Raw genomic sequence first — 13,544 nt, forward strand, 5'->3', positions numbered from 1 at the left:
CGGTCATATTGGTTTTTTTCCATCCATCAGTTCACAAGCGGCCCTGCAGATGTCCCCTGTAGTCAGATGGTACACTTCTTTTAAATATTCTGTTTTGCCAACCTGCCCAAACTGTTCCTTGACTCCGATTCTTCTCAGAGGCACAGGAGCCTGTTCACTCAAAACTTCAGCCACTGCACTGCCGAGTCCGCCGATGGCATTATGGTTTTCCGCTGTGACAATAGCCCCGGTTTTTCGGGCATACTCCACGATCCGTTCATGATCCACCGGTTTAATGGAATACATATCGATCACCGCAGCATGGATGCCTTTCTCTGCAAGGAGGTCAGCAGCCTTTAGCGCCTCTGCGACCATAATACCGCTTGCCATCAAAGCGATATCCGAACCTTCTCTCAGCACCTTGCTTTTTCCCTCTTCAAATGTTTCATCCGGCTCATAGAGCTTCACCGCAGCTTTCCTCATCGTGCGGATATAGTGGATGCCGTACTCGCCCGCTATTTTTTTCAAAAGATAAGTGAGCATCGTGGAATCACTCGCTTCGTAGACGACCGCTTTCGGTACGAGACGCATCAGCCCCAAGTCCTCAAATGCCATATGCGTTCCACCGTTGTGCTCAGCCGTTACCCCCGAATCCGACCCAAGTATTTTCAGGTTCAGCCTTGCATAAGCCCCAGAGACGAATAACTGATCATAGGCACGTCGAGTGGCGAATTGGGCAAACGTATGGAGAAACGGGATCTTTCCTGTAATAGAGAGCCCCGCTGCAACTCCCATCATATTGGCTTCCATTATGCCGCAGTTGATCAGCTGTCCGGGAATTTGATTCTGGAGTTTATTAGTAGAGATGGCACTCATCAAATCCGCTTCTAGAGCGATGATATTACGGTTTTGTTTTGCCAGTTCCAACAACGTCTGGGCATAAGCCTGCCTCATCTCTATATCTTCAGTTTCATAGGATGTTGTTGCAGAATTAATCATACAGTCACCTCTCCTCCCAGCCTGCTTTCAAGATCGGCTATTGCCTCAAGAATGGCTTTTTTATCTTGTACATTCGGGCGGATGTGGTGATTATCTTCCTTTGCTTCAAGATACGGAACTCCCTGACCTTTTACGGTATCAAGGATAATGGCGACCGGCTGGCTGTGCTGCGCTTTCCCGTCCTGAATGGCTGAATAGATTTCCCTTACCGAGCTGCCGTCAGCCCTCACCGTATAAAAACCGAACGCTCTGAACTTTGCGGCAAAGTCTATTGGGTCAATAATATCCTTCGTCAGTCCGTCGAGCTGTTTTTTGTTATCGTCCACTAGTACTGTCAGATGGTTCAATTTATGATGGGCCGCAAACTGAAAAGCTTCCCAGCACTGTCCTTCATTCAGCTCTCCATCCCCTACGATGCAATACGTCCGGTTGGATCGTCCCGAAAGCTGATGCGATAGTGCCGCACCGACCGCTGCAGAGATACCCTGGCCAAGAGATCCTGTTGTCATGTCCACACCCGGCGTCAAATTTCGGTCCGGATGAGAAGGCAGCGACGTGCCATTTTGATTGAGTGTATAAAGTAGCTCTTCTGGAAAAAAGCCTTTCAAAGCAAGGGTCGCATAATAGGCCGGACCTCCGTGGCCTTTGGAGAGGATAAAATAATCCCTCTCCTCTGATCGAGGATTAAACGGGTCTACATTCAACATTTCACCATACAGCACAGCAAGCGCTTCTACAATGGACAGGCTGCCGCCGTAATGTCCGAAGCCCAGGTGGTTCAATTCCTGGAGCGTTTTAAGCCTGATTTGATCTCGAAAGTGTTCCAGGTCTTCTATTAAAGCACTCATGATTACCTCCTTCGTAGTTTATTGCTTTAAGCAGAAATCTTTTCATCTTCATTTCTTGATTTCTTACGCAAGCCGAATAATACCGCAATCACCAGAACAGCTGTAACGAACAGGGTGACACCCACTGAACCAAACGAATCGGCAATATTGCCTAAAATAATGCCCGTGCCGGCGAAATCACTGTCCGAGAAGGTGGTATTTGCAAAGCCAAGATCTCCAAGCACCGGAAGGAGGAATACAGGAAGGAACGTAATCAGAAGCCCGTTAGCAAATGAACCAATAGTAGCTCCCCTTATGCCGCCTGTGGCATTACCGAAAACACCGGCTGTTGCACCGGTGAAAAAGTGTGGCACAACTCCAGGCAGAATGATAACCGCTCCGGCCCAACCCAGAATGGCCATACCAACAATCCCTCCAAGGAAACTGCAGAAAAAGCCAATTAAAACAGCGTTCGGTGCATACGGAAAAACGATCGGGCAGTCGAGGGCCGGTTTGGAATTCGGCACAAGCCGGGTCGAAATTCCTTTAAAGGCAGGAACAATTTCAGCCAGGACCAAACGCACGCCTGAAAGAATTACAAATACACCGGCAGCAAAGGTAACCGCCTGAATCACCGAAAAGACAAGATAGTGAGTTCCGTTGCTCAATTCCTTTTCGACATAGGACGGACCTGCAAAAAGAGCGATGACCAAATAGAGAATCGTCATTGTAAGGGCAATGGTGACCGAACTGTCACGAAGAAAACCGAGGCCTTTTGGAAAATTGATCTTTTCAGTCGATCGGGAGCCTTTTCCAACCACTTTGCCGACCAACCCCGACAGAATATATCCGAGGGAAGAAAAGTGTCCGAACCCGACTTTATCGTTCCCGACAATCTTGCGCATGAATGGCTGGCACATGGCTGGAAAAATAGCCATCGTCAGTCCAAGGGCTATGGCACCGACAATGATTAGACCCGCTCCCTTCAGCCCTGAAACGACAAGGATGATTGCAAACATACAGGCCATGTACAGCGTGTGATGCCCGGTCAGGAAGATGTATTTCAGAGGAGTAAAACGAGCTACGAGAATGTTGGCAATCATGCCGAAGAACATGATAAGCGCTGTCGCTGAACCATACTTTGTCAGCGCCATAGCTACAATGGCTTCGTTATTTGGAACAACCCCGTTAACATGGAACGCTTCCTGAAACATCTTTCCAAAGGGATCAAGTGCTCCGACAAGGATATTGGCGCCAGCTGCAATAACAAGAAAACCAAGAAAGGACTTTGTCGTCCCTTTAATGACTTCACTTGCCGGTTTTTTCTGCAAAAGAAGGCCAATCAGTGAGATTAATGCCACCAGCACAGCCGGCTGGCTTAGAATATCCATCATCAGCTTAAGAAATCTTTCACCCATTTCCTAGCTCCCCCTTTTTGCTCTTTAGAGCATTCCTTTTTGTGTGAACACTTCTCTTAACTTCTCCCGGATGCCGTCCATGTCAATAATGCTGTCAATGACAACGACCTCTCCAAGGTGGGATGCCCCCTCAGCGATGTCCCTTGCCGCAATGAAAAGATCGGCCATATCAGGAGTCGCTGAACTTAAATCGGAGTGGCTGACCTCCACACCCGAAACTCCAAGTTCGTTAGCAATCTCCTGAACGTTCATTTCTAGAATGAAACTGCTTCCTAAACCCGAACCGCAAATCGCTAAAATTTTCATGTTCTTTTCCTCCTAAACAACTTTTGAATATTCATGGATCAGTCCAAGCATTTCCTCTGTGCTGTTCATTGCTTTCAGCTTTTTTACATTTTCTTTCTTGCTTAGCAGCTTTGTCAGCTGGGATAGAGCCTGCAAGTGTGTCTTATTGTCAATAGCAGCTATGCAGAACAATAAAGAAACAGGGTGTTTTTTATCATCTAAAAAGTAAACGGGCTCCTCGAGCTTCAAAAAGCTCATTCCCACCTCATTCACTCCCATCTCAGGCCTCGCATGTGGAATCGCAATTTCCTGGCCGAGTATGACATAAGGGCCCATCGTATTTACATTTTCAATCATCGCCTTAATATAGGATGGCTTGATCGCCCCTTTTTTCAGCAGCGGCTGGGCGGCTTCCTCGATTGCCTTCTCCCAGCCAGGCACCTGCTCAGCAAATTGAATGGTTTCATTCGTAATTAAATCACTTAACACGGGTCTGTTCCTCCTGTTAGCGTTCGTTCTTTTTTGAAACATAAATTGAGTCAAAGCCTGTTCAAGGCCATCCTTATCGAAAATATGAGCATGTTTCTCAATGGTCTGCAAGATATCCTTTGCTCCCAAATGCTCATACTGAACTCCGAATAGGTGTTGATACACCTCATTGAGCAGCGTTCCCTTTTCGACCGGTGTCATTATTGGTTTTACGGGAAAATAAGGAACCTTCGTTTGAAGCGGCACGGTTGAAAACACAAGGTCGATGTCCAGCTCTACTCCTTCATTGAACTCTTTTAAGGAAAGTGTCCTATACACGGTGATTTCTGAAAACAGTGATTCAAGCTGGTGTTTAACCATCAAGGATGAGCTGATGCCGCTCGGACAAACAACAACCGCTCTTTTCCTACTTGCAGCGATCTGTTTGGGCTTTTCCAGCAAGGCAGCAAAATGGATCGTGATGAAGCCGGCTTCTTCTTCCGGAACAGAAATGTTCAAAAGAACTTCAACAGGACTAAGCAGCTCTTTCACAATCGTAAATAGCTCCGTATGCTCCTCCTTGATTTGGACAAGCAGCGGATTGTATATGGGGATTCGGTACTTCATCCGGTAATACGCCGGCTTGAGATGCTGATACAGCGTTTCTGCGACCTTGTTCTTTTCTTCAAAGAAAATACAGGCCTTATATTCAAAATCAGTGACCAATCTTTCGCAGATCCGAAACAGCAGATCGTAATCATCCTGAATTACAGAAGCATCCCCTAGAGAAAGACCCAGCATTTGAATCACAAGATAAGCAACCTCCGAATCTGTTTTCATCAAATGAAGCTGTTCTAAAATCTGTTCTGCTGGCTCATTCAGTTGGTCCTGTCGAAGCAATTCAATTTCATCCCGATGAAGGCGGACCATTTTCTTTTCAAGCATCCGGATGTAATAGAATTGGAGGAAATAAGCAAACTGATGCATACGTTCCTCCACAAACTGTAGGCTAAGTTCTTTTTCAAGAGAATGCAGAATCGAAAAAATAGTTTTTACGATGAGCGGACTGTCAGATGCCTTAAGAACATAACCGATGATTTTCTCTCCCGACGGTTTTTGAAACAACCTGGTCAGATGGCTCATCAGCAGCACCCGCTTATCCAGCTCGGTGCCTTTTAGATGGTATCCTCTTTCCCGGGTATAATGAATTTTCACTAAAAACGGTGCGAAGAGGGCATTGGCTTTTTTCACATCAGCGGTGACAGTGTTCTTGCTGACTTTCAATAGATCAGTAAAATGGGCAGATGAGATATGCTCTCTTCTGATGAACAAGAACAAATAAAGGGCCACAAGACGCTCATCTTCCGTAAAAATAAAGGAATCAGCAGCAAAGGAGGCATCCGCTAATTGAAACACCTGCTCGGGAACTTCAATCTGCGTTTTCCGTTTATAAGAGATGGAAGGAAGACTTTGATCCTTCAACCAATCATTGATTTTTTCTAAATCATACGTAATCTGACGCTTGGACATCTGAGTTTGATCCATCAGCTGGGCTATGGTTGGTCTTTTCAGCGAGATAATCTGATTCAGCAGCAATGCCGGCCTTTCTTCCAGTTGCACGTTGATCCCCCTCCTGATCTCATCATATTGTAAAGCGCTTTCATTTTGTATAACCATTGATAACAATTGATGTGAGACCCAAGTAACAAAATTGGGATGAAAGCGAAATTTTACTTTTTACTCTAAAGAAAGAAAACAAAAAAAGACACCTTCAACAGGTGCCTTTTTCATAATCTCTCTTATTCGTAAAGCTTGTACTTTCCGGCAAGCGCAGCTACACGTTCGCTCGCTTCCTTCAAGGTAGCTTCGTTTTCAGGGTTTTTAACAACAAGGGCAATGAGGGATGCAATTTCATCCATGTCTTCGAGGCCAAAACCGCGGGACGTAACAGCTGCCGTTCCAATACGGATACCGCTAGTTACAAATGGGCTTTCTTGATCAAACGGAATCGTATTTTTGTTTACGGTAATTCCGATGTCATCGAGCGCCTTCTCCGCAATTTTTCCTGTAATGCCAAGCTTGCTTACATCAATAAGAATCAAATGATTATCCGTTCCGCCGGACACCAGTGTGATTCCTTCTTTAGTAAGGGAATCGGCAAGTCGTTTTGCATTATCAACGATTTGCTGGGAATACGTTTTGAAGTCGTCTGACAATGCCTCTCCAAAGGCTACCGCCTTTGCCGCAATCACGTGCATAAGAGGTCCGCCCTGAATTCCAGGGAAAATGGACTTGTCGATCTTCTTGGCAAACTCTTCTTTACAAAGAATCATTCCGCCGCGTGGGCCGCGAAGTGTTTTATGGGTAGTAGTTGTTACAAAATCAGCGTAAGGAACTGGATTTTCATGAAGCCCAGTCGCTACAAGTCCGGCAATGTGCGCCATATCAACCATCAAATAAGCTCCGACTTCGTCCGCAATTTCACGGAACTTCTTGAAGTCAATCGCTCTTGGATAGGCACTTGCTCCGGCAACAATCAGTTTCGGTTTATTTTCAAGCGCTTTTTGGCGTACATCTTCATAGTCGATAAGATGTGTTTCTTCATTCACGCCATATTCGACAAAATTATAAAGCTCGCCTGAAAAGTTAACCGGACTTCCGTGCGTCAAATGCCCGCCGTGGGACAGGTTCATTCCAAGGACTGTATCGCCCGGCTTTAGAATGGTAAAATACACAGCCATGTTCGCCTGTGCACCGGAGTGAGGCTGAACGTTGACATGCTCCGCTCCAAAGATTTTCTTGGCACGGTCTCTTGCGAGGTTCTCTGCCACGTCAACATATTCGCATCCTCCGTAATAACGGCGGCCAGGATATCCCTCTGCATACTTATTGGTGAGGACCGATCCTTGCGCCTCCATTACCGCTTCACTTACAAAGTTTTCTGATGCAATGAGTTCAATTTTATTCCGCTGACGTCCGAGTTCGTCTTGTATAGCAGCAAAAACTTCTTGATCTTGAACAGCTAGCTTTTTCAAGTTTGTGCATCCCCTTCGTGTTAAAAGTCCTTAATTCATGTTCATTGTAACATAGCTTTTCAGTGTTTTGTTAGGTCACTTTTAATTGATAGCGGATACATTTTAGATATTTTCCGAACGCTAAAACATAAAGTGTTATAAATGTACGGAAATTCACTGATATTGGAAGCTGTTAAACCCAAAAACAGGAAAGGGTTAGCCCATTCCTGTCTGCTGTCTTAATGTTCGAGCCGCTTTCGCTGATACTCTGCAATATTATGATAATCCTCTTCAAGGCTTCTGGATACAGATAGAAAAATCGACATGAGCTCCTGGTACGTCTCAACGTTTTCAGAGTTTGGCGTATGCTGATGCGTGCTTCCCACCATGTCCGATACGATGGAGAAGTCCTCAATTTCATCCAATGCATATAAGCCAAGAATGACTGCACCAAGACAAGAGCTTTCAAAGCTTTCCGGTATGGTTACATCCTGGTTAAATATATCGGCCATCATCTGACGCCAAAGGGCTGAACGGGCGAAGCCGCCTGTTGCCTGTACCCCTTTCGGAATTCCGATGAGTTCCTGAAGCGCCAGAAGAACACTGTACAGGTTAAAAATGACCCCTTCAAGCACGGCACGGATCATATGTTCCTTTTTATGATAGAGCGCCAGTCCAAAGAAGGAACCTCTTGCATTGGCGTTCCAAAGCGGAGCACGTTCACCTGCCATATAAGGATGGAACAAAAGGCCGTCTGCACCAGGAGAAACCTTCTCTGCAATCTCGGTCAATACTTCATAAGGATCAAGCCCAAGGCGTTTTGCCGTTTCTGATTCGGCTGCGCCAAACTGGTCTCTGACCCACCGGAACGTCATGCCCCCGTTGTTGACAGGGCCTCCGATGACCCAGTGGTTTTCCGTAAGCGCATAACAAAATGTCCGGCCTTTTTGGTCGGTGATCGGTTTGTCGCTCACCGTACGAATCGCGCCGCTCGTACCGATGGTCACTGCCACCACCCCGGGATCAATCGCGTTCACACCCAGGTTTGAGAGTACGCCGTCACTGGCACCGATCACAAACGGAGTATCTTTGTGAATGCCAAGCTTTTCTGCCATTTCCGGTGAAAGACCTTTAACAACGTGTGTGGTCGGTACCAGAGTTGACAACTTGTCGCTTGTGATTCCGGCGATGTTCAAAGCTTCTTCATCCCACTCCAGTTTTTCCAGGTTCATCATCCCGGTAGCTGAAGCGATGGAATGGTCAATCAGAAATTCGCCAAACAACTTGTGAAATACATATTCCTTGATTCCGATAAATTTATGAGCGAGATCGTACGCTTCCTTCAGCTCATTTTTCATCCAAAGGAGCTTGGTCAGTGGTGACATCGGATGAATAGGAGTTCCTGTCCTCAGGTACACTTCATGCCCATTCAGTTCGTTTTTAATTTTTTCAGCATAATCTGCCCCTCGGTTATCTGCCCAGGTGATGCTTTTGGTGAGCGCTTTCCCTTTTTCGTCCACTGCAATCACACTGTGCATCGCCGAACTGAACGACACTAATTGAAGGTGATTTGGTGAAATCAGGCTTTCTGCCATTGTCCTGTTGATGCACGCGAACACCGCCCGCAAAATTTCCTCCGGTTCCTGCTCTGCAGTAGACGGTGTCGGACTCAATAACGGATAGCCAACAGTATGCTGGGAAATGACTGTACCTTTCCGGTCAAAAAGAACAGCCTTTGTGCTTGTTGTACCGATGTCCACACCCATCAAGTATTTGTTTTGATCCATGCTTTCCATCCTTTCCGGCCTTGCCCTTTCCTTCTCAGCTTTTAGTATGCTTCTAAAGTTAAATTAAACATACATGAAGAGCTGATGTAAAAGAAGAGGGTGACATGCAGTGTACGTCACCCTCCTGGTTTGCCATTTATTTTTTTACAACTGCATGTCCGCCAAATTCATTGCGGAGCGCCGCAACCACTTTACCAGTAAATGTGTCATCTTCAAGTGAACGGTTGCGCATCATGAGGGATAGAGCGATAACCGGTGCAGGAACTTGAAGATCCAGTGCTGCTTCTACGGTCCATTTCCCTTCACCGGAAGCGTGCATTACGCCTCTGATTCCTTCCAGCTTAGGATCCTTGGAGAACGCGCTTTGCGTTAATTCCATGAGCCAAGAGCGGATAACAGAACCGTGGTTCCACATTTTCGCCACCGCTTCATAATCATAATCAAATTCACTTTTCTCAAGAATTTCAAAGCCTTCTGCAATAGCTTGCATCATGCCGTATTCGATTCCGTTATGAACCATTTTCAAGAAATGCCCGCTTCCGACTTTACCTGTGTACAGGTAACCATTTTCGATAGAAAGGTCTTTAAAGGCAGGTTCAATGATTTCAAATACTTCAGGATCGGCACCAATCATTGTACAAGCACCATTTCGGGCACCTTCTGTACCGCCGCTTGTGCCGACATCCACAAAGTGAAGGCCTTTTTCTTTCAATTCTTCCGCACGGCGGAGTGTATCTTTATAATTGGAGTTTCCTCCATCAATCACAATGTCGCCTGGCTCCAGGACGCTTTTGAGTTCAGTGAGTACATCTTCAGTAATGTTTCCCGCAGGTACCATCATCCAAACTACGCGCGGAGTGTTTAATCCGCTGACAAGTTCTTTAATGCTATAAACGCCAGTCGCTCCGTCGTTCGCAATATTTTTAACTTGTTCATGGTTTACATCTGTTGCCACCACTTCATGTCCGTGGTCCAAAAGATTAAGAACAAGATTGTAACCCATCTTACCTAAGCCAATCATTCCGATTTGCATGTGTTACTTCCCCTTTCAAACAAGCTCAATCTAAAGCTCATGAAAATTATTTTCTTCACTACTCATTATATACTAAAATTTTTTCCGTTTACAAGAAATTAATTTTCATATTATGATAGAGCCAAAGTCTCAAAGAAGAAAGGTAGAACGATACATGGCCGCTTCAAACTGTTTAGCCCAGATTCGCTCTTCTTACGGCATATTGAGCGAAAAAGAAAAAAAGATAGCGGATATCATTCTTGAAGATCCACAAAATATCATCCATTCAAGCATCAATGAGGTCGCCGACCGTCTCGAAGTAGCCGATGCAACCGTCTTCCGGTTCTGCAAACGCCTTGGTTTCAAAGGGTTCCAGGCGCTGAAAATCGCGCTTGCCTCTGACGTTGTCGGGCCATTGCAGGACATCCATGAAACGATTCTGGAAACGGACAGTCCGGCTCAGGTAGCGGAAAAGGTCTTTCAATCCAACATCCGCACTCTGGAAGACACGCGGCGGATGCTTGATGAAAAAAACTTTCAGAATGCCGTGGACTGCCTTCTTTCAGCTTCCAAGATTGAATTTTACGGAAACGGCGGTTCAGGAATTATTGCCATGGATGCTCACCATAAATTCATACGCACCGGAAAGCAAAGCATCGCCTATACCGACACCCATTTTCAGCTCATGTCTGCTTCCCAGCTGACAGAGCGTGATGCCGCCGTGTTCATTTCCCACTCAGGGACCAACAAGGATTTATTACAGGTGCTCTCGGTTGCAAAAGAAAACGGCTGCCGCACCATTTCATTGACCGACTACGCCAAGTCACCGCTCAGTGAAAAATCAGACATCTCCCTTCATACCATCGCCACGGAAACAGAATTTCGCTCGGAGGCCCTGTCGTCCAGGATCGCTCAGCTCAGCGTCATCGATGCCCTTTATGTCAACGTGATGATGGCCGGAAAAGAAGCCGCAAAAGAATCCCTTCAGCGGATGCGCTCTGCGATTTCCGAGAAGAAGTTTTAAAACAGAGAAAAAGCAGCGAGGCTGAGCGTTTACTTGCGGTTCGAAAAGAAATACTTGCAAATCACGTCATTTTCATAATAGCCAAAATGTTGCTACAGACAAAAAAACCGCCCGTGCTAAAAGGAGCCGGGCGGTTTTTTGATCTATTAAAAGCAGCGAATGTCTTCTTTTGACGGATAGACGGCCCGCTCCCCGCCGATTAGTTTCGGCCGGGTTTTGGCGAGCGTCACATGCGCTTCACCAATGCTTTTTACTTCTGTTCTTACCGGTACGGCGACATGCTTCAGATGCATGCCAATAAAGGTATCTCCAATATCGATCCCGGCATCTGCCTTGATGAATTCCACCATCACAGGATTTTCAAAATGGTGGAACGCATGGGTTGCCAGAGCTCCGCCCGCCGATCTTGCCGGCACCACACGGACCTCTTCCAGCCTGAGCCTGTCGGCCGTTTCCCGCTCGACAACAAGGGCACGGTTCAAATGCTCGCAGCACTGGACAGCTACAGCCACCCGGGTTTCTTCCTGAAACATTTTAACTCCATTAAAAAGAGCCTGTGCGACTTCCATTGTTCCTGAAGTGCCAATTCTTCCACCTGTCACTTCACTTGTACTTGCTCCGACTACCAGCAGCTGTCCCGGCTTTAGCTCCGCCTGCTTTTGTAAATCGGATAAGGCATGATAGACCTGCTTCTCTACGTTTTGCAGCTGGTCACTCATTGGTTGATTCTTCCCTTCTTTTAAGGTGCAGATTTTAAGTTCCATCACCTTTTCTTTGCAGCATTTATACTCGTTCGCTGCTTCTCTCCTCATAATCTGAAATTTTGCCCACACGCCTGCCGTGCCTGCCGCCTTCATATTCTGTGGTCAGCCACACTTTGGCAATTTCCAGAGCCAGTCCAGGTCCGATGACCCTCTCACCCATGGCCAGTACATTACTGTCATTATGCAGTCGTGTTGCTTTGGCGCTGAACAGGTCATGTACAAGAGCACAGCGGATGCCTTTAACTTTATTGGCCGTTATACTCATACCTATTCCCGTACCACAGATTAATATACCTCGATCTGCCTCATTCCTGGCTACCATTTCCGCCACAGGAATGGCGTAATCCGGATAGTCAACGGAGGTGCTGCATTCGCATCCCACATCAAACACTTCCATACCCATTTCCTGCATCATCTCGATGATTTCCTGGCGAAGCTCTACTCCTGCATGGTCTGAACCTATGGCTACTCTCATCTTCTCCTCCTGTAAATTCCGTAGTCTATTCGATTTTAAATCGATTTTCCCCTCGTTTCAACCAGTCGCGGCAGATAACCCAGAGCAAACGGTCTATATTTTTTCCAGCAGTTTATGGATGAGGGATTCAAGCTCTCCTCTGGTTTGCCTGTAAATCTCAATATCTCCCCCAAACGGATCAATAACATCAAGCGAAGGAAGCTCTTGTTCCATAGAAGCGATCTTTTCTTTAAACGGAGCAATCGCCCGTTCAAATTCTTCCTGAACCGCCTGCTTGTCATCACCCGTCTGGTTCCATTTGCTTTTATAAAACACCCGTAAAGTTTCGATTTCGGCATACGCCTGATGAAGTTCAGAGAGCCTCTGTTCATAGTCGTCGTTTTGATAGATAAATTCCTTTAGCGTATAAACCTTGTCCACCACTTCCGGGAACCGATTGCATAGCGCATGCTTATGGCTTTCGGTCATCGTCAGAATAAGGTCCGCCCAATCCATCAGTGTCCGGGTCACCGGCTTTGATTCATGGTTGAATGGAATACCTTTTTCAGACATGGCGGTTACAGCATTTGAACTTGCCCCTGCCCCCTCTGCTGCGAACACTCCGGCTGACCGCACCTCAAGTTTTCCATTGCCGAGATGCCTCAGAAGAGCGGCAGCCATCGGACTTCTGCATGTATTTCCTGTACAAACAAATAGTATATTCTTCATGGGGTTACCACCTCTTATTTTTGAAAGTCTACTTTTAGTATAAAAAAAGATTGGCCTGTACGCCAATCGTTCCATCATATTTATAGCGGAAACAAAAGCTTGATTCCAAAAGCAAGTAAAATCAGGCCTCCCAAAGCCTCACTGTAAGAGCCGAGCCAATTTTGCACTTTCCGCCCCATCATCAGCCCGCACCAGGTCAGCAGCATGCTCATCAAACCGAACATAAAAATGGTCAGTACGATTTTGGCTCCATAAATGCCAAGACTTAAACCGACGGAAAAGCTGTCAAGGCTAGCACTGAGCGCAAACAGCAGCAGTCCAAAGCCGACCGGTGTAACAAATGGCTCGTTCTCAGGTTTAAAGGAGGAACGGATCATCTGAAAGCCAAGCAGCAGAAGCAGGCATCCGCCGATAATGGCTGCAATTCCTCCAAAATGAGAGGAAATTTGCTTTCCAAGCATCAATCCCCCAAGCGGCATGCCCATGTGAAACAACCCGATCACCACACCGATTTTAATGATTTGTTTCATCCTTAACCGGAGCATTCCCATGCCCAGTCCGATGGAAAAGGCATCCATCCCCAGAGCAAAAGACATGACCCATAAGGTCAGCCATTCTCCTATGGTCACAACATCCATTTACGTTCCCCCTTAGTCCGCTAGTACAACCTTATGCGCGTCCCACATCGATTAGAATGAGCGAGGAGGTGTTTCTAAAAAACAATGGACAATCAAATTTCAACATAAGCAGGGATATGGTTTTTTTTACCGTAAATAACATAGTA

Annotated in this window: 13 protein-coding genes; 1 reads left to right on the top strand and 12 read right to left on the bottom strand. The window is 46.3% G+C overall.

The window, feature by feature from the left end; all coding sequences use genetic code 11:
- Positions 1-3: 3 nt before the first annotated feature.
- The 8 genes from QNH15_RS25080 to gnd form a co-directional block, all read right to left on the bottom strand.
- Positions 4-978 (bottom strand): transketolase family protein, encoded by a 975-nt coding sequence (locus QNH15_RS25080; protein ID WP_283891464.1) that lies wholly within the window; start codon positions 976-978, stop codon positions 4-6.
- On the bottom strand, positions 975-1,826 hold the full coding sequence (locus QNH15_RS25085) for a transketolase (protein WP_283891465.1): 852 nt from the start codon (positions 1,824-1,826) through the stop codon (positions 975-977). The genes QNH15_RS25080 and QNH15_RS25085 overlap by 4 nt, the downstream gene beginning before the upstream one ends.
- A 26-nt stretch (positions 1,827-1,852) precedes the next feature.
- Positions 1,853-3,223 (bottom strand): PTS ascorbate transporter subunit IIC, encoded by a 1,371-nt coding sequence (ulaA, locus tag QNH15_RS25090; RefSeq protein WP_283891466.1) that lies wholly within the window; start codon positions 3,221-3,223, stop codon positions 1,853-1,855.
- A 24-nt stretch (positions 3,224-3,247) separates the two neighbouring features.
- The gene (locus QNH15_RS25095) at positions 3,248-3,529 is read right to left on the bottom strand and encodes a PTS sugar transporter subunit IIB (RefSeq protein ID WP_061973498.1); all 282 of its coding nucleotides are present in this window, start codon (positions 3,527-3,529) and stop codon (positions 3,248-3,250) included.
- Between the two features lie 12 nt (positions 3,530-3,541).
- Positions 3,542-5,596 (bottom strand): BglG family transcription antiterminator, encoded by a 2,055-nt coding sequence (locus tag QNH15_RS25100; protein WP_283891467.1) that lies wholly within the window; start codon positions 5,594-5,596, stop codon positions 3,542-3,544.
- A gap of 179 nt (positions 5,597-5,775) precedes the next feature.
- Positions 5,776-7,011 (bottom strand): serine hydroxymethyltransferase, encoded by a 1,236-nt coding sequence (gene glyA, locus QNH15_RS25105; RefSeq protein WP_283891469.1) that lies wholly within the window; start codon positions 7,009-7,011, stop codon positions 5,776-5,778.
- Between the two features lie 218 nt (positions 7,012-7,229).
- A complete protein-coding gene (gene gntK, locus QNH15_RS25110; protein WP_283891471.1) occupies positions 7,230-8,777 on the bottom strand; it encodes a gluconokinase in 1,548 nt (515 codons plus the stop codon).
- Between the two features lie 136 nt (positions 8,778-8,913).
- On the bottom strand, positions 8,914-9,810 hold the full coding sequence (gnd, locus tag QNH15_RS25115; RefSeq protein ID WP_283891473.1) for a phosphogluconate dehydrogenase (NAD(+)-dependent, decarboxylating): 897 nt from the start codon (positions 9,808-9,810) through the stop codon (positions 8,914-8,916).
- A 154-nt stretch (positions 9,811-9,964) separates the two neighbouring features.
- Here gnd and QNH15_RS25120 point away from each other — a divergent pair, with 154 nt between their 5' ends.
- On the top strand, positions 9,965-10,813 hold the full coding sequence (locus tag QNH15_RS25120; protein WP_283891475.1) for a MurR/RpiR family transcriptional regulator: 849 nt from the start codon (positions 9,965-9,967) through the stop codon (positions 10,811-10,813).
- A 146-nt stretch (positions 10,814-10,959) separates the two neighbouring features.
- On the opposite strand, the gene QNH15_RS25125 is transcribed toward QNH15_RS25120, so the two are convergent.
- From QNH15_RS25125 to QNH15_RS25140, 4 genes are all read right to left on the bottom strand, one after another.
- Positions 10,960-11,532 carry a TIGR01440 family protein gene (locus QNH15_RS25125; RefSeq protein WP_283895759.1) on the bottom strand — a complete coding sequence of 191 codons (573 nt, stop codon included), beginning with the start codon at positions 11,530-11,532 and terminating at the stop codon, positions 10,960-10,962.
- A 64-nt stretch (positions 11,533-11,596) separates the two neighbouring features.
- The gene (rpiB, locus tag QNH15_RS25130; RefSeq protein ID WP_283891477.1) at positions 11,597-12,052 is read right to left on the bottom strand and encodes a ribose 5-phosphate isomerase B; all 456 of its coding nucleotides are present in this window, start codon (positions 12,050-12,052) and stop codon (positions 11,597-11,599) included.
- Positions 12,053-12,145: 93 nt separating this feature from the next.
- Positions 12,146-12,760: a low molecular weight protein arginine phosphatase gene (locus QNH15_RS25135; protein WP_283891479.1), complete on the bottom strand. Its 615-nt coding sequence runs from the start codon at positions 12,758-12,760 to the stop codon at positions 12,146-12,148.
- Between the two features lie 80 nt (positions 12,761-12,840).
- The gene (locus QNH15_RS25140; protein ID WP_283891481.1) at positions 12,841-13,398 is read right to left on the bottom strand and encodes a manganese efflux pump MntP; all 558 of its coding nucleotides are present in this window, start codon (positions 13,396-13,398) and stop codon (positions 12,841-12,843) included.
- Between the last annotated feature and the right edge of the window lie 146 nt (positions 13,399-13,544).

This window comes from Fictibacillus enclensis, from assembly GCF_030123385.1.
GTDB lineage: Bacteria > Bacillota > Bacilli > Bacillales > Fictibacillaceae > Fictibacillus_C > Fictibacillus_C enclensis.

Excerpts from the sequence above, each read along its gene's own strand:
- QNH15_RS25080 (WP_283891464.1), bottom strand. The coding sequence starts at position 978 with ATGATTAATTCTGCAACAACATCCTATGAAACTGAAGATATAGAGATG.
- gntK (WP_283891471.1), bottom strand. The coding sequence starts at position 8,777 with ATGGATCAAAACAAATACTTGATGGGTGTGGACATCGGTACAACAAGC.
- gnd (WP_283891473.1), bottom strand. The coding sequence starts at position 9,810 with ATGCAAATCGGAATGATTGGCTTAGGTAAGATGGGTTACAATCTTGTT.
- QNH15_RS25120 (WP_283891475.1), top strand. The coding sequence starts at position 9,965 with ATGGCCGCTTCAAACTGTTTAGCCCAGATTCGCTCTTCTTACGGCATA.
- rpiB (WP_283891477.1), bottom strand. The coding sequence starts at position 12,052 with ATGAGAGTAGCCATAGGTTCAGACCATGCAGGAGTAGAGCTTCGCCAG.
- QNH15_RS25140 (WP_283891481.1), bottom strand. The coding sequence starts at position 13,398 with ATGGATGTTGTGACCATAGGAGAATGGCTGACCTTATGGGTCATGTCT.
- QNH15_RS25085 (WP_283891465.1), bottom strand. The coding sequence starts at position 1,826 with ATGAGTGCTTTAATAGAAGACCTGGAACACTTTCGAGATCAAATCAGG.
- ulaA (WP_283891466.1), bottom strand. The coding sequence starts at position 3,223 with ATGGGTGAAAGATTTCTTAAGCTGATGATGGATATTCTAAGCCAGCCG.
- QNH15_RS25125 (WP_283895759.1), bottom strand. The coding sequence starts at position 11,532 with ATGAGTGACCAGCTGCAAAACGTAGAGAAGCAGGTCTATCATGCCTTA.
- QNH15_RS25135 (WP_283891479.1), bottom strand. The coding sequence starts at position 12,760 with ATGAAGAATATACTATTTGTTTGTACAGGAAATACATGCAGAAGTCCG.
- QNH15_RS25095 (WP_061973498.1), bottom strand. The coding sequence starts at position 3,529 with ATGAAAATTTTAGCGATTTGCGGTTCGGGTTTAGGAAGCAGTTTCATT.